The organism is Polynucleobacter sp. MWH-Loch1C5 (genome assembly GCF_018881775.1).
GTDB lineage: Bacteria > Pseudomonadota > Gammaproteobacteria > Burkholderiales > Burkholderiaceae > Polynucleobacter.
Window position 1 is genome coordinate 981171 of record NZ_JACVPR010000001.1, and the last position, 20270, is coordinate 1001440.

Sequence of the window (20270 nt, forward strand, 5' to 3'; positions counted from 1 at the left end):
CTTATTGATTGGTAATACCTGATAGTACTTGACCCGTAGGGGCTACGTCTGCCGCGGATTCGCAATGACCTGTTTGATCATCGAAGAAAAAATCAGGCTCAAATTCTTTGAGGAAATCTTTCTTCGGTAGGCCACCTAAAAACATCGCTTCATCTACAGTGATACCCCAGGCCATTAAGGTACGAATGGCGCGCTCATGCGCTGGGGCCGAGCGAGCCGTTACAAGAGCGGTCCTAATTTGCATGCTGTGCTTGTCTGCTGCATGACTTTGTAAGCGATGAAGTGCTTCTAAAAGGGGCTTGAAGGGGCCGGGTGGCAGTGGCGTATCGACCTTTTGGCTTTCATGGTCAACAAATGCTTTTAAGCCATGATTTTGAAAAACTTGCTCAGCTTCATCAGAGAACAGGACGGCATCGCCATCAAATGCGATTCTAATTTCTTCAGGATGTAATTCTGCCCGTGCCTTGCTCTCAGGGAAAACTTTGGCAGCGGGAAATCCTGCTGCAATCGTGGCTCGAACATCTGCTTCATTGGCAGACAGGAATAAGTTAGCCTTGAGTGAGTGAAGATAGTGATAAGGGGGTCTGCCTCGCGTAAAAACACCGCGCTCAATAGCTAGACCTGCATTTTTTGCGGAGCGAAACACTCTTAAACCACTGACTGGATCGTTCCTTGACAATATCACGACCTCTACATTTTGCTCGCTTTGAGAATTAAAGCTCAGTAGTTTTTTGACTAAGGGGTAAGCCACACCAGTTTTTGCAGGTATATCTAAACGTTGCATTTGCAATTTCATATAGGCAGAGTCATCGCTGGCTTCGAAGAATTGATTTTCTTCTTCAAAGTCAAATAAGGCGCGCGACGAAATCGCGACCACGAGTTTGTCTGCTAATGAAAAAGCCATGTTCAGGCCAAAAATAATTGATACGCCGGGTGCTGGCTTTCGTCCCAGTGAGGGTATCCCAAATTAGCCAAGAAACTTCTGAAAGCTTTCTTATCATTATCTGGAACTTGTATGCCAACCAGGATACGACCATAGTCGGCTCCGTGATTGCGATAGTGGAATAAGCTGATGTTCCAGTTGGGGGACATGCTCGTCAGAAAACGCATCAAGGCACCGGGACGCTCCGGAAATTCAAAACGATACAGCAGTTCATTGTGAGCTAGCGTTGAGCGTCCACCCACCATGTGACGCAGATGAGATTTGGATAACTCATCGTGTGTCAGATCAATGGTTTTAAATCCAGCTTTGGTAAAAGATTTGGCAATTTGGCTACTGTCGCTGGATTTTTGTGTAGCGATCCCTACAAAAATATGGGCTTCTTTGGCGTCTGCAATACGGTAGTTAAACTCAGTCACATTTCGTTGGCCAAGCATTTCACAAAAGCGTTTGAACGAGCCCCGTTCTTCAGGAATCGTGACAGCGAAAACAGCTTCTTTTGCTTCACCGACTTCGGCACGTTCAGCAACAAATCGCAGACGATTGAAATTCATATTGGCACCACATGCGATCGCGACAAAAGTTTTGTCTTTAACTTTTTCGCGATCCACATAAGCCTTCAAGCCAGCAATGGCTAGGGCGCCCGCGGGCTCTAGGATACTGCGTGTATCCATGAAGACATCGTTGATAGCAGCGCATATAGCATCTGTATCAACGGTAATGATTTCATCAACAACGTCTTGGCATAGTCGGAAAGTTTCTTTGCCCACCAATTTCACCGCAGTGCCATCAGAAAATAAGCCAACATCCTTGAGCTCAACGCGACGTCTAGCTTCTAAAGATCGTTTCATGGCATCTGAGTCAATGGTCTGTACGCCGATGACTTTGATTTCTGGGCGGATCGCTTTGATATAAGCACCTACACCGGCGATTAAGCCGCCGCCCCCGATCGCTACAAATACAGCATCTAAAGGCCCTTGGTGCTGCTGCAGAATTTCCATGGCGATGGTGCCTTGTCCTGCAATCACGTCAGGGTCATCAAATGGATGAACAAAGCTCAGGCGATGTTTTTTCTCTAAAGCAAGAGCATGTTCATAAGCATCACTGTAGGATTCACCGTGTAGTACGACTTGTACCGACTCTCCACCCCGTGCTTTGACAGCGTCAATCTTGACTTGTGGTGTTGTAGTGGGCATCACAATGATGGCTTTGCAGCCTAACTTGGCAGCACCTAGGGCAACACCTTGAGCGTGATTGCCAGCAGACGCCGCAATAACCCCTCTTTTCAACTCATCTTTGCTTAAGTGAGCCATCTTGTTGTAGGCTCCTCTTAATTTAAATGAAAAGACCGGTTGGTTATCCTCGCGCTTTAAGAGGATTTGATTGTTGAGTCTTTGCGTTAGATGAGGGGCGCGTTGCAGTTCTGATTCGATTGCAACGTCGTAAACCTTAGCGGTCAGTATTTTTTTTAGATAATCTTTAGGCATGACTCAAGCGTAACACGTGTCTGTACATAAAATAGCGCTTCATGGATAGCAATATACATAATTTCTTGGTGTGGCTAGCATTGCCGGCAGTGGGTTTGCCTGCAGTTTTCCTAGTGTGCTTAGTCTCGGCCACCTTGCTACCGATGGGTTCTGAGCCCGCTTTATTTGCCTATATCAAGCTCAATCCAGAGATGTTTTGGATAGCCATATTTGTTGCCACCTTGGGTAATACAGTCGGTGGAATGATTAACTGGATCATGGGATATGGTGCGATTCACGCGCATGACAAAATTAGGGGGCCGCGTGAGCATCGCTTGATGGGCTGGTTTGAGCGTTTAGGCCCCCCAGCATTACTCTTATCTTGGCTACCTATTGTGGGAGACCCTCTTTGTGCGGTTGCCGGTTGGCTAAAACTGCCCTGGTTGCCCTGCATGATCTATATGGCTATCGGTAAGTTTTTACGATACCTGACGATGACCTATTTTTTGATGATGGTTCCAGACGACTTCTGGATTTATCTTAAAAACCTCTTCATGACCATATTTGGTGCGTGGTTTAACTGATATTCCTAGAATATTCAACGAAATATCGTCAAGTCCTTTAAAATGGCGTTTTAGCTACAAACGGTACTATGAACGCCCCATTACCTCTTAATGCCTTGCCTGAGCATGTTGAGCATGCTCCCCGTTTGCGAGAAATCCCATATAACTACACCTCTTTTTCGGATCGAGAGATCGTTATTCGCCTATTGGGTGATGATGCATGGCAAATTTTGGATGGCTTAAGGTCAGGTCGCAAAACCGGGCGTTCTGCGCGCATGCTCTATGAGGTCTTGGGAGATATTTGGGTTGTTCAGCGTAATCCGTTTTTGCAGGATGATTTACTAGACAACCCTGGGCGCCGTAAACAACTCATTGAAGCCTTGCATCATCGTCTGCGCGAAGTAAAAAAGCGCATGACATTGGATTTGGCTGATAAGGTTGAAAAGCTCATTGCTAAAGCTACAGAAGCTGTAGAGCACTTTGACGCAGAATTCGAGCGTATCAGTATCCTCAGAAAGCAGGCTAAGCGCCTGCTGGGCAAACATACCGCTTTAGACAATATTGGTTTTGATGGTTTAGCGCGCGTCTCTCATGTGACTGATGCCACAGATTGGCGAGTGGAGTATCCCTTTGTCGTTCTGACGCCAGACACAGAGGCTGAGATACCCGGTTTGGTCAAAGCTTGTATCAGTTTAGGTTTGACGATTATTCCGCGTGGAGGTGGTACTGGATATACAGGTGGTGCGGTACCTCTATCTCCTATGTCTGCGGTTATTAATACCGAAAAATTAGAAGACTTGGGCGCCGTTGAACTCTTACGCTTAGAAGGTTTAGACCGTGAAGTGGCTACAGTGTATTCAGGTGCGGGTGTGGTTACTAAGCGTGTTTCTGATGCGGCCGATCGTGCAGGCTTTGTTTTTGCGGTAGACCCGACCTCTGCCGAAGCCAGTTGTATTGGCGGCAATATTGCGATGAACGCGGGTGGCAAGAAAGCAGTTCTTTGGGGAACCGCTTTAGATAACTTAGCCTCTTGGCGTATGGTGGATCCTCAGGGGAACTGGCTAGACGTTGAACGTATTGGCCATAATATGGGCAAGATCCATGATGTTGATTTCGCGACCTTTCGTTTGACATGGTCAGATGGCGAGCATGCGCCAGGTAAAAAAGTACTCCGTACCGAGGAACTCAAAATCGAGGGCAAAAAGTTCCGTAAAGAAGGCCTTGGTAAAGACGTTACCGATAAATTCTTAGCAGGTCTGCCAGGCGTACAAAAGGAAGGTTGTGATGGTTTGATTACCAGCGCTCGCTGGGTCTTGCATCGCATGCCAAAGCAAATTCGAACAGTTTGCCTTGAGTTTTTTGGTCAAGCTCGCGAAGCTATACCGAGTATTGTTGAAATCAAAGACTATTTAGACGCCCAGACGAAGCAAGGTGGCGCTATCTTGGCAGGCTTAGAACATTTGGATGAGCGCTATTTGCGAGCTGTAGGTTACGCCACCAAGTCCAAGCGCAATGTGATGCCTAAGATGGTATTGATTGGCGACATCGTTGGTGATGATGAGAATGCTGTTGCAACTGCCGCTAGCGAAGTGATTCGTATTGCTAATACTCGAGTGGGTGAAGGTTTTGTGGCAGTTAGTGCTGAGGCGCGTAAAAAATTCTGGTTAGATCGCTCACGCACTGCAGCTATTGCTAAACATACGAATGCATTCAAGATCAATGAGGATGTGGTTATTCCACTGAATCGTATGGGTGAGTACACCGATGGTATTGAGTACATCAATATTGAGTTGTCACTCAAAAATAAGTTGCAACTACTCGATGAGTTGGAGCTATTTCTTAAGAGTGGACATTTGCCTTTAGCCAAGGTCGATGATGCAGGCGAAATCGCTGCAGCTGATTTACTAGCCGGCCGCGTTGCACAAGCACTTGAGTTGCTTGCTCAAGTCAGACAGCAGTGGGCCACTTGGGCGGAGCAGTTAGACCAATACTTTCCGGGCTTACAAGATAGAAGTTTGCGTGCCTCATGGAAGTTGCAGGTTCGTGAGCCCTTAAAGCAGATCTTTATTGGTGCCGCCTTTGAGCCCATCCTTAAAGAATGTGTGGCCATTCATAAACGTGTTTTGCGTAGTCGAGTTTTTGTGGCTCTACATATGCACGCAGGTGACGGTAACGTGCACACCAACATTCCTGTGAACTCTGATAACTATGAGATGTTGCAGGACGCACACAATGCTGTAGCCAAAATTATGAAATTGGCACGTTCTTTGAATGGCGTTATTTCTGGTGAGCACGGCATTGGTATAACCAAGTTAGAGTACTTGACGGAAGATGAAATCAAGGACTTCCGAGCCTATAAGAATCAAGTAGATCCTGAGGGCCGCTTTAATAAAGGTAAGTTAATGCCAGGGGCTGATTTGCGTAACGCCTATACGCCCAGTTTTGGTTTGATGGGGCATGAGTCCCTCATCATGCAGCAAAGCGATATTGGCGCGATTGCTGATAGCGTCAAGGATTGTTTGCGTTGTGGCAAATGTAAGCCTGTTTGTGCAACACATGTGCCACGTGCCAATTTGTTGTATAGCCCACGCAATAAAATCTTGGCCACTTCATTATTGGTTGAGGCGTTTTTATACGAAGAACAGACACGTCGAGGCGTATCCATTAAACATTGGGAAGCCTTTGATGACGTTGCTGCGCACTGTACCGTTTGCCATAAGTGTGTGACCCCATGCCCAGTCAAAATTGACTTTGGCGATGTCACGATGAACATGCGTAATTTATTACGCAAGATGGGTAAGAAAAAATTTAACCCAGGTGCATCTGCGGCCATGTTCTTCTTAAATGCAACTAATCCTGAGACGATTCAGTTAACGCGTAAGGTCATGATGGAGTGGGGTTACAAAGCCCAACGTCTAGCGCACCAAGTTCTCAAGAAGTTTGCTAAAGCTCAAACTGCTAAACCTCCAGCGACTGTGGGCAAGCCACCTGTGCGTGAGCAAGTCATACATTTCATCAATAAGAAGATGCCAGGGAATCTGCCTAAGAAAACTGCACGTGCTCTTTTGGATATTGAAGATTCTGACATCGTGCCGATTATTCGTGATCCGAAAAAAACTTCTGTAGATAGTGAGGCGGTTTTTTATTTCCCAGGATGTGGCTCTGAGCGTCTCTTCTCTCAGGTGGGCTTAGCTACTCAGGCGATGCTCTGGCATGCCGGTGTCCAAACGATATTGCCACCAGGGTATTTGTGTTGTGGCTATCCACAGCGCGGATCGGGTGACTTTGATAAAGCAGAAAAAATCATCACAGATAATCGGGTGCTCTTCCATCGTGTAGCAAATACCCTCAACTATTTGGATATCAAGACCGTGGTTGTCTCTTGCGGTACTTGCTATGACCAGCTAGCTGGCTATGAGTTTGAGAAAATCTTCCCAGGCTGCCGCATTATTGATATTCATGAATTCCTCTTAGAAAAAGGAATCAAACTTGAAGGTGCAAAAGGTGTGCGTTACATGTACCACGATCCATGCCACAGCCCTATGAAGTTGCAGGATCCATTAAAGACTGTGAATTCATTAGTGACCACTTCTGATGGCACAACCATTGCTAAAAATGATCGTTGTTGTGGTGAGTCTGGCACTTTAGCCGTAACTCGCCCTGACATCTCTTCACAAGTGCGCTTCAGAAAAGAGCAAGAGATGCGTAAAGGGGCTGATGCATTACGAGATGGTTTTGATGGTGAGGTCAAAATATTGACGAGCTGCCCATCTTGTTTGCAAGGTTTATCCCGTTATAACGATGATGCCGGTACTGAGGCAGATTACATCGTCGTTGAAATGGCCAAACATATTTTGGGTGATGACTGGATGGTCCAATATGTTCAAGCAGCTAATCAGGGTGGTATCGAGAGAGTCTTGGTTTAAGGAGATAGTATGAGTCAGGCACCGTTACCAGAAAATATTACTGTGGATCAAAAAGCCCGTGTCATGGAATTAACTTATGCGGGAGATCGTAGTTATCAGCTTGGATTTGAATTTATGAGAGTTTGGTCACCCTCTGCTGAAGTCAGGGGGCATGGGCCAGGACAAGAAACCTTGCAAACAGGTAAACGTGATGTCACGATTGTGAGTGTTGAGCCTGTTGGCCACTATGCAATTAAGCCCGTTTTTTCTGATGGTCATGATTCAGGTATTTACACCTGGGAATATCTCTATGAGATGTGTATCAACCAAGAGCAGATGTGGCAAGACTACCTAGATTGTTTAGAAGATGCCGGTGTAGATCGCGATGCGCCAATGGCCAGTGGTGGTCATACATGTGGAAGCCACTGATATGGCAAAAACCCATTTTGGTTTTCAGACCGTAGACGAAGCTGAAAAGGCGAGCAAAGTCGCAGAGGTCTTTCATTCAGTCGCTAGTAAATATGACTTGATGAATGACCTGATGTCTGGAGGCCTTCATCGCATTTGGAAACACTTCACCATTTCAAAAGCAGCAGTTAGACCTGGTCAAAAAGTGCTGGATATCGCCGGTGGTACCGGTGACCTCACGATGAGTTTTGCAAGCCAGGTAGGGCCTGAAGAAAAAACTGGGGGTCAGGTTTGGTTGACAGATATCAATGCATCCATGCTTTCTCATGGGCGAGATCGTCTGTTGGATAAGGGTTTCAAGGTGCCATGCGTGCAGGTTGATGCTGAGCAAATTCCTTTCCCCGGCTCTTATTTTGATTTAGTCACTGTGGCATTTGGTCTGCGCAATATGACACATAAAGATGTTGCTTTGACTGAAATGTTGCGCGTGATCAAGCCGGGTGGCAAGGTCATGGTTCTAGAGTTTTCTAAACCGCATGCATCCATCAAGTCGCTTTACGATACTTATTCATTTAAGGTGTTGCCGTGGTTAGGTGAAAAAGTGGCTGGCGACGCAGAGAGTTATCGTTACCTCGCGGAGTCGATTCGCATGCACCCTGACCAAGAAACCTTAAAAGACATGATGTTGGGCGTTGGATTTGATAAGGTTGAATACCACTCTTTAACTGGGGGTATTGTTGCCTTGCATATAGGGTATAAATACTAAGTGTTGTAACACTGAAGAGGGAAATATGTTGAAAAAAAGTATGGTTTATTTGACCTTAGCGATGTTCTTAACTGCAGGCTCTATGTCTAATGTGGATGCTAAGCGTTTGGGTGGATCAAAAAATGTGGGTAAGCAAGCGCCGACAGCTACACAAAAACAAGCAGCTCCGACGCAGCCTGCGGCACCTGCTGCGGCACCTAATCAAGCCGCAAAGCCTGCGACACCTGCGACGCCTGCAACGGCAGCGCCCGCGAAAAAAGGTTTTGGCTGGGGCGGTATGTTGGGTGGTCTAGCCGCTGGCTTGGGTCTTGCATGGCTCTTGTCACATTTTGGTATGGGTGAAGCGGTTGCTTCATTCCTGATGGGTTTCTTGTTGGTTCTAGCAGTGGCAATGGTAGGTTTCTGGTTGCTAAGAAAGTTTGCTGGTTCAAAACAAGCCACTTTAAAAACAAGCACGCCCAATGGGTTTGATGCTGGTAGAGCGTATGAGCCGCAACAACATCGTCCAGAGCCAACCATGAGTAGTTATGCCGCTCCTGCCGCACAGGCTCGCGATGATTTCCAAGGCTTTGATCAACAGCTATTTATTGACAACGCTAAAAAGCATTTTGTGGCATTACAAGATGCTTGGGATCGTGGCGATGTTCAAAGATTGCGTGAGTTCACTACGCCCCAAATGTTCCTGGAGCTAGAGCGTGATCTCTTGGCGCGTGCTAACCAGCTCAATCGCACTGAAGTTTTGACTCTGGATGCCGAAGTGATGGGTCAAGAGAAGACTGAGGATGTATATCAGGTGAGTGTGCGTTTCTCCGGTATGATTCGTGAAGAAATTGACGGTACCGCTGAGTCATTTGTCGAAGTATGGAATCTCACTAAACCAGCCAATGGTTCTGGTGGTTGGGTTTTAGCGGGAATCTCTCAGTTGGTATAAGTTCTGAAAACGATTACTGCGTCTTTAAATCATGTACTGGCCCAAGAATCTTGGGCCAGTAGTCTTTTAAAAAAACACTCTGGAAAAGTACTTCGACTCGATTTGCCAATCAAGACTTTGGTCTTGAAGATTGGGCAAGAGGGATACTTTGAGGAAGCCGATTTACAAGCTCCCGCAAATGTGACACTCACTGCTGGGCAGGAAGTTTTTTTTGCATTTATTGAAGGTGGCTCTGAGAAAGCCAGTCAACACGTCAAGGTCTCAGGAGATGTTGACTTGGCTCAAGCAGTAGGTCAATTAGCAACACATTTGCGCTGGGATGTAGAAGAAGATCTATCTAAATTGATTGGTGACTCGCTAGCTCACCAGGTAGTGCAGGTGATCTTACAAGGTCAACACCGCTCACAGGCTGCCATCTCTGATCTGTCCGGCAGTGTTTTAGAGTTTTTGACTCACGAAAAACAAATTCTTGTTACAAAAGATCAGTTGGAGGCATTCAAGGGTAAGATAAGAATCTTGCGCGATGATTTGGATCGCCTAGAAAAAAGAATTCAGCGCTTGAATTAACAATAACAGGATCAAGTTGTGACCCGTTCCTTACGGCTATTAAAAATACTTTTCACGATTTGGCGTTACGGCTTAGTGGGCATCGTAGCTAAGAGCTTGCGCCCGGGGCTATTGCGTTTCCTTTTGCAGCTATATGCCTTTTTGGGTCCTCGCTCAGCGTCGCGCGGTCAGAGTTTGCGTTTGGCCCTTGAAGCTCTCGGGCCCATATTTGTGAAGTTTGGCCAAGTCCTCTCGACCCGACGCGATCTGTTGCCGCTCGACATTGCCGATGAGTTAGCGAAGTTGCAGGACCAAGTCCCGCCTTTTTCTGAAGACCAGTCGGTTCGTTTAATTGAAGCCTCTCTTGGTCAGAGTATTGATGAAGTCTTTAGTCATTTTGAGCGTAAACCCGTCGCTAGTGCTTCTGTAGCCCAGGTACATTTTGGAGTTTTGAAAGCCCATCCTAAATATCCCGAGTGGGAGGGTCGTGCTGTCGCAATTAAAGTGTTAAGGCCTGGCATTTTGCCCATCATTGAAAGCGACTTAGCCTTACTGAAGACGATTGCCGGTTTGGTAGAGAAATTCTGGAAAGATGGTAAACGACTCAAACCCAAAGAGAATGTGGAAGAGTTTGATACCTACTTGCATGATGAGTTGGATTTAATGCGTGAGGCAGCTAACGCTAGTCAGCTCAGAAGAAATTTTGCAGACTCTGACAAATTGATGATCCCTGAAATCTATTGGGATTTATCGGGCATGAACGTGATGGTCATGGAACGCATGTACGGTATTCCGATTTCTCGTTTAGATGATTTAGTCAAGGCAGGTATCGACCTCAAGAAATTAGCATCGGATGGCGTTGAGATTTTCTTTACTCAAGTTTTTGAGCATGGTTTCTTTCATGCGGACATGCACCCCGGCAATATTTTTGTCAGCGTACAACCTGAATCTTTTGGACGTTATATCTCTTTAGATTTCGGTATTGTTGGGGCCTTATCTGATTTTGATAAAAATTATTTAGCCCAAAATTTCCTCGCTTTCTTTAACAGAGACTATCGTCGAGTCGCTGAGCTACATATTGAGTCTGGATGGGTTCCGAAGGAAACACGAGTTGAAGAACTTGAAGGGGCTGTCCGAGCGGTTTGTGAACCCTATTTTGACCGCCCCTTAAAAGAAATCTCTTTGGGCATTGTCCTGATGAGACTCTTCCAAGCCTCACGACGTTTTAATGTTGAAATTCAGCCGCAACTGACTTTATTGCAAAAAACCTTGCTCAACGTGGAAGGTTTGGGGCGTCAGTTGGATCCAGATATGGATTTATGGAAGACGGCTAAACCCGTGCTGGAGCGTTGGGTTGATCAACAAATCGGCATTCGTGGCTTTTTACAGCGTATCAAAGATGAGGCTCCGCATTGGGCTAAGTTAGTACCCACTATTCCTAGATTGCTTGCCCAGTGGTTAGAAAACCATAAGGAGTCGACTGATGAAGATCAGAATAAGCTCTTGGAACAATTGCTCAAGGAGCAAACTAAACTGAAAAAACGTTTCACCTACTTGGGGATATTGACCTCCGTCTTGATTTTGGGCTTGATTCTGTCACTAAGCTACCCCCGCTAAGCCCTATAATTGCGGGTTCTATGAAAAAATATTTCATCGCTGGTATTTTGGTTTGGGCGCCATTGGCGATCACCATTTGGGTGATCACATGGGGCGTTTCTGTATTGGACGGCGTTTTTGGTTCAATCATGTCTGCCATCATGGCAGTCACTCCTGGTGATACTCAACCAACACTGAAGAGTTTCCGCGCTATACCGGGTTTGGGCGTCATCATTGTCCTAGCTATTATTTTTGTATCTGGGTTACTCGCTGCTAACTATGCAGGTCAATGGTGGATCAAATTATGGGATCGATTCATCAATCGTATTCCGATTGTTAAATCGATTTACTCGAGTGTGAAGCAGGTCTCAGATACCTTGTTCTCAAGTAAAGGAAATGCGTTTAGGCAAGCTGTTTTAATTCCCTATCCTAGAAACGGCTCATGGACTATTGCCTTTGTCACAGGTAATCCTGCACAAGAGGTCGCTAATAAGTTAAAAGAAGAGCACTTGAATGTGTTTGTTCCAACAACACCTAACCCGACCTCGGGCTTTTTCATGATTGTGCCTAAAGCAGACATGATTGAGCTAGATATGACAGTAGAAGAGGCGCTGAAGCATATCGTTTCCATGGGTTCGGTGCCACCAACTCAATCTAATAGTAATAAATAATAATCAGGACGTTTTTATGGCAATGCGCAGTCACCTTTGTGGGCAAGTCAATGAGACTTTAATCGGGCAAGAAGTTCAACTTACAGGTTGGGTTAATCGTCGTCGTGATCATGGCGGTGTGATTTTTATTGATCTACGTGATCGTGAAGGCTTTGTGCAGGTGGTTTGTGATCCAGATCGCCCTGAAATGTTTGCAACGGCTGAGCAAATTCGTAATGAGTTCTGTGTACAAATTAAAGGTTTAGTTAGAGCTCGTCCAGCGGGTACAGAGAATAATGATCTTGCATCAGGCAAGATTGAGTTGCTCTGCAAAGAACTCATTATTCTGAATGCCTCGGTCACGCCACCGTTTCAGTTAGACGATGAGAATCTCTCAGAGACCACCCGTTTGACGCACCGCGTATTAGATTTGCGTAGACCGCAAATGCAAAAGAACCTGATGCTCCGTTATCGTGTCGCCATGGAAACAAGACGCTACTTAGACGCAGCAGGTTTTGTCGATATTGAAACGCCGATGCTGACTAAGAGTACGCCTGAAGGTGCGCGAGATTATTTGGTGCCATCTCGGGTGCATGATGGTCAATTTTTTGCCTTACCGCAATCGCCTCAGTTATTTAAACAGTTATTGATGGTCGCTGGTTTTGAGCGTTACTACCAAATTACAAAATGTTTCCGTGATGAGGACTTGCGCGCTGACCGTCAGCCAGAATTTACTCAAATCGATTGTGAAACTGCATTTTTAGATGAGTTTGAAATTCGTGATTTATTCGAAAATATGGTTCGTCATATTTTCAAGACCGTCATGAATGTTGAGTTGGCTAACCCATTTCCAGTTATGCCCTATTCAGAAGCTATGGCGCGCTTTGGCTCTGACAAGCCTGATTTGAGAGTGAAGCTTGAGTTCACTGAATTAACAGATGTGATGGCTGATGTAGATTTCAAAGTTTTCTCAGCACCCGCACAACAAGAAAATGGGCGCGTGGTTGGTTTGCGCGTGCCAGGCGGTGCAGAGATTAGCCGTAGTGAAATTGATGATTACACGCAATTTGTTTCAATTTATGGCGCTAAAGGTTTGGCATGGATCAAGGTTAATGATTTAGCTGCGGGCCGTGATGGTTTGCAATCTCCGATTGTCAAAAACCTGCACGACAAAGCTATACAAGAAATTTTGACTCGTTCCGGTGCGCAAAATGGCGACATCATTTTCTTTGGTGCTGACAAGGCTAAAGTAGTCAATGATGCTATTGGAGCTTTACGTTTGAAGATAGGTCATTCTGCATGGGCAAAATCCAAAGGTCTTATGGAAGATGCTTGGAAGCCTATGTGGGTTGTTGATTTCCCAATGTTTGAATACGACGAGGACAACGCACGTTGGGTGGCCTGCCATCATCCATTCACAAGCCCTAAAGATGAACACCTCAATTATTTAGAAACTGATCCAGGTAAATGTCTTGCTAAGGCTTACGATATGGTGCTCAATGGTTGGGAAATCGGTGGTGGCTCAGTTCGTATTTATAAAGAATCTGTTCAGAGCCAAGTATTCAGAGCTCTGAAGATTGGACCCGAGGAAGCGCAAGCTAAATTTGGATTCTTGCTAGATGCTTTGCAATACGGCGCTCCTCCGCACGGTGGTATTGCATTCGGTCTAGATCGTATTGTCACTATGATGACAGGCGCTGAATCTATTCGTGATGTGATTGCTTTCCCTAAAACCCAGCGTGCCCAATGTCTCTTGACTCAGGCTCCAAGTGCTGTGGATGAAAAGCAATTACGTGAGTTACATATTCGTTTGCGTAATACTCAAAACATTGCATGAAAATTCCAATCTCAGTCTTAGTTGTCATCTACACAGCTAAGAAAGAGGTGTTGTTGCTTGAGCGTGCTGATCATCCCGGTTATTGGCAATCAGTGACCGGGAGCTTGGATGCTGTAGACGAGCCTTTAGCAGCCGCTGCCGCGCGTGAGGTCTTTGAAGAAACAGGTATTCAGCTTCATAAGCAAGCTAATGCCAAGTTGATTGATCTTCAGCACCATATTCATTACGAAATTTATCCAGAGTGGCGTCATCGTTATGCGCCTGGTGTTACCCAAAATTTAGAGCATTGGTTTGCACTTGAGCTCGATGCTCGTATCCCTATTACCCTATCCCCTCGAGAACACTTGAGCTATCAATGGCTGCCATTAGTAAAAGCGGCCGATCTATGTTTTTCCCCAAGTAATCAAGCTGCTATCAAAAAACTGAATTCTGACTAGAATTCAGATATGTCCCTTTTAAGAAAAGATCGCTGGCAAGAAATCAATACTCTCCATCTTTTGGAGGGGGGCGTTAATTATTTTTCTTCCTTGATTAGGTTAATTCAAGCAGCAAAAAAAGAAATCTTTCTAGAGGTTTATATTTTCTCGGCTGATGCTCAAGCAGAGCAAATAGCCAAGGAGTTGGCAGATGCTGCCCGGCGAGGTGTGGAAGTTCGTTTGATTGTGGATTGGATTGGTTCTGCACCTCTGCCGTTTGAGAAGATGTTGAGGGATGCAGGAGTCCATTTTTCTTACTACAACAAAGCTTGGTTTGGTAAGTTAGGTTTTTCAAGGACGCATCGCAAAATAGCAGTCATCGATGAGGCTTATGCTGTGGTGGGGGGTATCAATATTTGTGATGATCGTCTAACGTCACAAGGCCAAGCTTTGGGTGCACCGCGTTGGGATCTAGCGATTGTTGCTACAGGACATATTGTTGAGAAGGTACACGCAACCTTTTTGCGACAGTGGCATCGACTAGCGGATGATGCCATGCATCTTAAAAATGTGATTAAGCGTCTTTTGGAGCATGAAGCACCATGGAGCTCAAAACATTATTTAGGTATAAGACACGGTAATAAACCCAGTATTGCCTTTATTGCGCGTGACAATCTGCATCATCGTCGTGATATCGAGAGAGCCTACTTAAAAGCGATTGGTCAAGCTCAGGAAGAGATATGGCTGGTAACCCCATATTTCATTCCGGGTAGAAAATTACGTAAAGCATTGATTCGGGCAGCAGATCGTGGCGTGCAAGTTAATTTACTGATTGGTAAAAATGAATTTGCCATTGTGGATTGGGCGGTACCTAGTTTGTATGGTCAATTTTTATCTTCTGGTATCAGTATTTATGAACATCAAAAAGATCAGCTTCATGCCAAAGTGATGGTCGTTGATCGTCGTTGGGTCACTCTCGGGTCATCTAATTGTGATCCTCTCTCGTTTTTGGTCAATCATGAGGCCAATTGGGTAATTCGCAATCACGCCATCATCAAAGATATCCGCTGCAAAATCGCAGACAGAGCTCAAGAAAGTGGATCCTTGGTCCTTATGGAAAACTTTCAGAGACGGTCGAGTTTCCTTAAAGTGTTGCATTGGTCAATCTATAACCTCATTCGCTTGGTGATGAGAATCGCAGCCGTGGGCACCCGGGATAAGCCTTTACCCTGGGATATCAATTAAATCAACAACTTAGAAGTTTTTCGAAAAAGACTACTCTTATAAAGGGGGTTGTTGCAATTCTGATTAAACCAAGGCATTATGCAAAAATAGAACGACCGTTCTTTTTTAATGCCATGACTGTTAAAGATATCGAAACCACTGTCGCTAAAAAAGGTGACCAAACAAAAGCAGCGATTTTGTCGCAGGCTCTAGATTTGGCTGGGCGTGATGGTTTAGAAGGACTAACGATCGGTTTACTGGCGGAGCGGATGCAAATGAGCAAAAGTGGTGTCTTTGCCCACTTTGGTTCGCGCGAAGATTTACAGGTGGCTGTGGTGAAGGAATATCACCGCCGTTTTCAGGAAAGTGTCTTTGAGCCTGCCCTGAAAAAACCTAGAGGTTTGCCTCGTTTACAAGATATGCTCAATCGTTGGATTGCCCAGCGTGTTCATGAGTTAACGACCGGCTGTATTTATATATCGGGCGCCGTTGAATTTGATGATCGTCCCGGTTTGGTCAGAGATCAACTAGTTGAATCGGTTCAAACCTGGCGTCAAGCTATTTTGAGAGCCATTCGCCTTTCTGTAGAAGAGGGGCACTTAAAGAAATCCACGAAGCCTGAGGCAGTTCTGTTCTTGATTTACAGCATTGTTTTAGGTTTGCACCATGACGCAAAATTTTTACATATCGATGGTAGTGTTGATATGGCAAAAAGAGCAATTAAGCAGATTATTGAAGACAACAAAAACGGTATTTGAGGAGATAAAAAATGCCAAGCTATAAAGCCCCCTTGCGTGAAATGCAATTTGTTATGCATGAGTTACTGGATGTGCAATCGACATACAAGGCATTGCCAGACTATGCAGAAGTAGATCGCGACACCGTTGATCAGATCCTTGAGGAAGCTGCTAAGTTTTGCGAAAACGTTTTGATGCCCATTAATCAGAGTGGGGATGAAGAGGGTTGTCGACGTGATGAACAGGGCCAAGTTCATACTCCAAAAGGATTTAAGGAGGCCTATCAGCAATATATTGAGGCAGGTTGGCCAGCTCTCGCCTGTGACCCAGAGTATGGTGGTCAAGGGCTACCCCAGTTAGTCAATAGTGCTCTGTATGAAATGATGAACTCCACAAACCAAGCTTGGACTATGTACCCTGGCTTGTCTCATGGAGCCTATGAGTGTTTGCATGCACATGGTACAGAGCAGCAAAAGAAAACATATCTTGAGAAATTAGTTAGTGGTGAGTGGACGGGCACCATGTGTTTAACTGAGCCTCACTGCGGTACTGACTTAGGTATTCTGAAGACTAAAGCAGAGCCTGTGGCAGACGGCACGTACAAAATTACTGGAACTAAGATCTTCATCTCGAGTGGTGAGCATGATCTTAGTAAAAATATCGTGCACTTAGTGCTGGCACGCTTACCTGATGCACCTAAAGGTAGTAAAGGCATTTCTTTATTTGTGGTGCCTAAATTTTTACCAGATGCAAATGGTGAGCCTGGCGCTAAAAACCAGCTGTCTTGCGGGTCGATCGAGCATAAGATGGGTATTCATGGCAATGCCACATGTGTGATGAACTTTGATGGTGCCATAGGTACCTTGGTAGGTGAACCGCACAAAGGTTTAAATGCCATGTTTGTGATGATGAATGCGGCTCGTTTAGGTGTGGGCATGCAGAGCTTGGGATTGACTGAAGTGGCGATGCAAAACTCTGTGGCCTATGCCAAGGACAGATTACAAATGCGTAGTCTGAAGGGGCCTAAAGAGCCCGAGAAAGCAGCTGACCCCATCATCGTTCATCCCGACGTAAGACGCATGTTGTTAACCCAAAAAGCATATGCTGAAGGTGCACGCGCGTTTACCTATTGGGTGGCCTTAATGATTGATATTGAGCAGAAGCACCCTGATGAAAAAGTAAGGAAAGAAACGGGTGAAATGGTCGCTTTGTTAACGCCTATCGTGAAAGCATTCATCACTGACAATGCTTTTATTGCAACCAATGAAGGTCTACAAGTCTTTGGCGGTCATGGATACATCAAAGAGTGGGGTATGGAGCAGTATGTGCGTGATGCTCGTATCAATATGATTTATGAGGGTACCAATACGATTCAATCTCTTGATTTATTGGGTCGCAAGGTGCTTTCAGATATGGGTGCCAAACTCAAAAAATTTGGCAAACTCGTAGAAACTTTTATTGATCAAGAAGGCTCTCGTAAAGAGATGTCGGAATTTATTGATCCTCTGGCTGATATGGGGGACAAGGTCAAAAAGCTCACTATGGAATTAGGCATGAAGGCGATGACTAATCAAGAGGAGGTGGGTGCCGCAGCAGTACCTTATTTAAGAGTTGTGGGTCATCTCGTCTACGCTTATTTATTTGCGCGCATGGCCAAGATTGCCTTGGATAATAAAAATAGTACCGATCCAATCTATAAACAAAAGTTGGCAGTGGCTAGATTTTATTTTGCCAAGCTATTGCCTGAAACAGCCTATCAAATTCGTGCAGCTAGAGCGGGTGCGAGCACATTAATGGCATTGGAAGCCGACTTATTCTGAGGATCCTATGAATCAAGCTAAACGTTTTAACAAAGTAGCAGTTTTGGGCGCGGGTGTTATGGGTGCTCAAATTGCTGCGCACTGTATTAATTCAAAAGTACCCGTCATTTTGTTTGATTTACCTGCCAAAGCTAAAGAGGGTGAAGCGGTTGATCCCTATCGCATTGTGAGTCAAGCGTTAGGTCAGTTAAAGAAATTAAAGCCTGCTCCGATGGGTTTGACGGAAGAGGCTGATTTGATTGAGATGGGTCACTATGAGGCAGATTTAGAAAAGCTCAAAGAGTGTGACTTAGTCATTGAGGCCATTGCAGAGCGCTTGGATTGGAAGCATGATCTCTATAAGAGAGTATCGCCATATATTCATCCACAAGCAGTTTTTGCGACCAACACTTCAGGTTTATCGATCCAGAGCTTAGCCGCAGGTTTTGATGCAGATCTTAGAAAGCGTTTCTGTGGCGTGCACTTTTTTAACCCGCCGCGCTATATGCACTTGTTGGAATTAATACCAACGGCTGACACTGATCCGCAGTTAATCGATCGATTAGATGCATTCATGACTTCAGTGCTGGGTAAAGGCGTTGTGCGTGCTAAAGACACACCTAATTTTGTCGCTAATCGTGTAGGTGTTTTTTCAATTTTGGCAGTGATGCATGAAGCGCAAAAATATCAATTAAGTTTTGATACGGTTGATGCATTGACGGGCTCAAAACTCGGGCGCGCAAAGTCCGCTACATTTAGAACTAGTGATGTGGTCGGTATTGACACCATGGCTCATGTGATTAAGACCATGGAAGATAATTTGGCGAACGATCCATTTAGTGCTATCTATAAGACGCCAGAGGTTGTGAAAACCTTGATCGCTCATGGTGCGCTCGGTCAAAAAACGAAAGCCGGATTTTATAAAAAAGTAGGCAAAGATATCTTAGTGTTTGACCCTAGTAAAAATGATTACATTGCATCTACGGGGGCAATGGAGCCTTTAGTCGAAAGAATTCTGAAAAAACCAATCGCAGAACGCTTGGCATTATTAAGAGAGTCTGATGATTCTCAAGCACAGTTTTTGTGGGCGATCTTTAGAGATATCTTCCATTATGTGGCGATTCATTTAGAGTCAATTGCAGACTCTGCTCGAGAAATCGACTTTGCTATGAAGTGGGGATTTGGTTGGGATAAAGGTCCATTTGAGGATTGGCAAGATGCTGGCTGGTTAACTGTCGCTCAATGGATTCAAGAAGATATTGATCAAGGCCGTGCCCTAGCTAAGGTCAATTTACCGGCTTGGGTATTTGATGGTCCTGTAGCTCAAACTCAAAAAATTCATACTGAGCAAGGCTCTTGGTCGGCATCACGTAAAACTTATGTCAAGCCATCAGCTTTACCTGTCTATGAGCGCCAACTATTTAGAGCTTCATTGTCGGGTGATGGTGCGCCTAGCGCAAAAAGCAGTGGCCAAACAATTTTTGAAAACGATGGCGCGAGAGCTTGGGTGCATCCGCACAAGGCCGATGTTTTGGTGTTGTCATTTAAATCCAAAATGAACACGATTGGCCCTGATGTACTGAGCTCGATTGTTGAGGCGATTGAACGTGCCGAACAAGATTTCGCTGGCTTAGTTATTTGGCAACCAACATCATTAAAGTTGGGTGCTCCAGGTGGCCCATTCTCGGCTGGGGCAAATCTTGAAGCTGCAATGCCGTTATTTATGAAGAATGGCGCAGCTGGTATTGAGCCTTTTGTTAAGCAGTTCCAAGATACCATGATGCGAATTAAGTATGCCAAGGTGCCAGTGGTGGCTGCTGTTTCGGGGATTGCTCTCGGTGGTGGCTGTGAGTTGCTCATGCACGCTGCCAAACGCGTAGTCGCCTTTGAAAGCTATATTGGTTTGGTTGAAATTGGCGTTGGCCTCCTCCCGGCGGGTGGTGGTCTGAAAGAAGCAGCAATTCGTGCTCATCGTGCGATGCAGGCTGCCGGTAGTCCTAATTACGTAGATGCTGTCAAAGCTTCTTTTGAGAATGCGGCTATGGCTAAGGTTTCAGGTTCAGCCTTGGAAGCTATGAAGATGGGGTATCTCTTACCATCAGATCAAATTGTCATGAACGTGCACGAATTGCTTAGCCAAGCTTGTGAGCAAGTACGTAGTATGAGTGCTGCAGGTTATACAGCACCGTTAATGAAGAAAATACCTGTTGGTGGTAGCTCTTTGATAGCGACCATTACTGGACAGTTGGTTAATCTCAAAGATGGTCGCTTCATTTCTGAGCACGATTATTTTATTGCTCACAAAATCATTTCTGTGATTGCTGGTGGTGAAGTCGATGCCGGAACATTAGTGACCGAAGACTGGTTATTGAAGTTGGAGCGTCAAGCATTCGTAGAACTATTGGGTACCCAGAAAACGCAAGAGCGAATTATGGGTTTGTTACAAACTGGCAAACCTTTGCGCAACTAATAAGGAGATAAATGTG

Annotated in this window: 16 protein-coding genes; 14 read left to right on the forward strand and 2 right to left on the reverse strand. The window is 45.3% G+C overall.

Going from position 1 to position 20270, the window contains the following annotated elements:
- Window position 1 precedes the first annotated feature (1 nt).
- Both ICE94_RS05050 and ilvA read right to left on the reverse strand, forming a co-directional pair.
- On the reverse strand, window positions 2–904 hold the full coding sequence (locus tag ICE94_RS05050; protein ID WP_216149487.1) for a 5'-nucleotidase: 903 nt from the start codon (window positions 902–904) through the stop codon (window positions 2–4).
- Window positions 905–906: 2 nt separating this feature from the next.
- Window positions 907–2427 (reverse strand): threonine ammonia-lyase, biosynthetic, encoded by a 1521-nt coding sequence (gene ilvA, locus ICE94_RS05055; RefSeq protein ID WP_216149489.1) that lies wholly within the window; start codon window positions 2425–2427, stop codon window positions 907–909.
- A 41-nt stretch (window positions 2428–2468) separates the two neighbouring features.
- Between ilvA and ICE94_RS05060 the strand changes: the two genes are divergently transcribed.
- The 14 genes from ICE94_RS05060 to ICE94_RS05125 all read left to right on the forward strand — a co-directional run bounded on the left by ICE94_RS05060 (window position 2469) and on the right by ICE94_RS05125 (window position 20254).
- Complete coding sequence (locus ICE94_RS05060) at window positions 2469–2990, forward strand: YqaA family protein (RefSeq protein ID WP_216149491.1); 522 nt, start codon at window positions 2469–2471, stop codon at window positions 2988–2990.
- A gap of 68 nt (window positions 2991–3058) precedes the next feature.
- Complete coding sequence (locus ICE94_RS05065) at window positions 3059–6895, forward strand: FAD/FMN-binding oxidoreductase (protein ID WP_216149493.1); 3837 nt, start codon at window positions 3059–3061, stop codon at window positions 6893–6895.
- A 9-nt stretch (window positions 6896–6904) separates the two neighbouring features.
- Complete coding sequence (locus tag ICE94_RS05070; protein ID WP_216149495.1) at window positions 6905–7303, forward strand: gamma-butyrobetaine hydroxylase-like domain-containing protein; 399 nt, start codon at window positions 6905–6907, stop codon at window positions 7301–7303.
- Between the two features lies 1 nt (window position 7304).
- Window positions 7305–8048 carry a bifunctional demethylmenaquinone methyltransferase/2-methoxy-6-polyprenyl-1,4-benzoquinol methylase UbiE gene (gene ubiE / locus ICE94_RS05075; RefSeq protein ID WP_216150958.1) on the forward strand — a complete coding sequence of 248 codons (744 nt, stop codon included), beginning with the start codon at window positions 7305–7307 and terminating at the stop codon, window positions 8046–8048.
- A gap of 25 nt (window positions 8049–8073) precedes the next feature.
- Entirely contained in the window at window positions 8074–8979 is a 906-nt protein-coding gene (locus ICE94_RS05080) for a Tim44 domain-containing protein (RefSeq protein WP_216149497.1), read from the forward strand.
- A 36-nt stretch (window positions 8980–9015) separates the two neighbouring features.
- Window positions 9016–9546 carry an SCP2 domain-containing protein gene (locus ICE94_RS05085; protein WP_255539138.1) on the forward strand — a complete coding sequence of 177 codons (531 nt, stop codon included), beginning with the start codon at window positions 9016–9018 and terminating at the stop codon, window positions 9544–9546.
- Window positions 9547–9564: 18 nt separating this feature from the next.
- Window positions 9565–11142: a ubiquinone biosynthesis regulatory protein kinase UbiB gene (ubiB, locus tag ICE94_RS05090; protein ID WP_216149499.1), complete on the forward strand. Its 1578-nt coding sequence runs from the start codon at window positions 9565–9567 to the stop codon at window positions 11140–11142.
- Window positions 11143–11162: 20 nt separating this feature from the next.
- Window positions 11163–11792, forward strand: coding sequence for a DUF502 domain-containing protein (locus ICE94_RS05095; RefSeq protein ID WP_216149501.1), 630 nt, complete (start codon window positions 11163–11165; stop codon window positions 11790–11792).
- A 16-nt stretch (window positions 11793–11808) separates the two neighbouring features.
- Window positions 11809–13608: an aspartate--tRNA ligase gene (gene aspS / locus ICE94_RS05100; protein WP_216149503.1), complete on the forward strand. Its 1800-nt coding sequence runs from the start codon at window positions 11809–11811 to the stop codon at window positions 13606–13608.
- The gene (nudB, locus tag ICE94_RS05105) at window positions 13605–14045 is read left to right on the forward strand and encodes a dihydroneopterin triphosphate diphosphatase (RefSeq protein WP_216149505.1); all 441 of its coding nucleotides are present in this window, start codon (window positions 13605–13607) and stop codon (window positions 14043–14045) included. The genes aspS and nudB overlap by 4 nt, the downstream gene beginning before the upstream one ends.
- Before the next feature lie 9 nt (window positions 14046–14054).
- Window positions 14055–15269, forward strand: a complete 1215-nt coding sequence (locus ICE94_RS05110; protein WP_216149507.1) for a phosphatidylserine/phosphatidylglycerophosphate/cardiolipin synthase family protein — start codon at window positions 14055–14057, stop codon at window positions 15267–15269.
- A gap of 113 nt (window positions 15270–15382) precedes the next feature.
- On the forward strand, window positions 15383–16006 hold the full coding sequence (locus ICE94_RS05115) for a TetR/AcrR family transcriptional regulator (RefSeq protein ID WP_216149508.1): 624 nt from the start codon (window positions 15383–15385) through the stop codon (window positions 16004–16006).
- Between the two features lie 11 nt (window positions 16007–16017).
- Entirely contained in the window at window positions 16018–17805 is a 1788-nt protein-coding gene (locus ICE94_RS05120; protein WP_216149510.1) for an acyl-CoA dehydrogenase C-terminal domain-containing protein, read from the forward strand.
- Between the two features lie 7 nt (window positions 17806–17812).
- Entirely contained in the window at window positions 17813–20254 is a 2442-nt protein-coding gene (locus ICE94_RS05125) for a 3-hydroxyacyl-CoA dehydrogenase/enoyl-CoA hydratase family protein (RefSeq protein ID WP_216149512.1), read from the forward strand.
- Window positions 20255–20270: the final 16 nt, after the last annotated feature.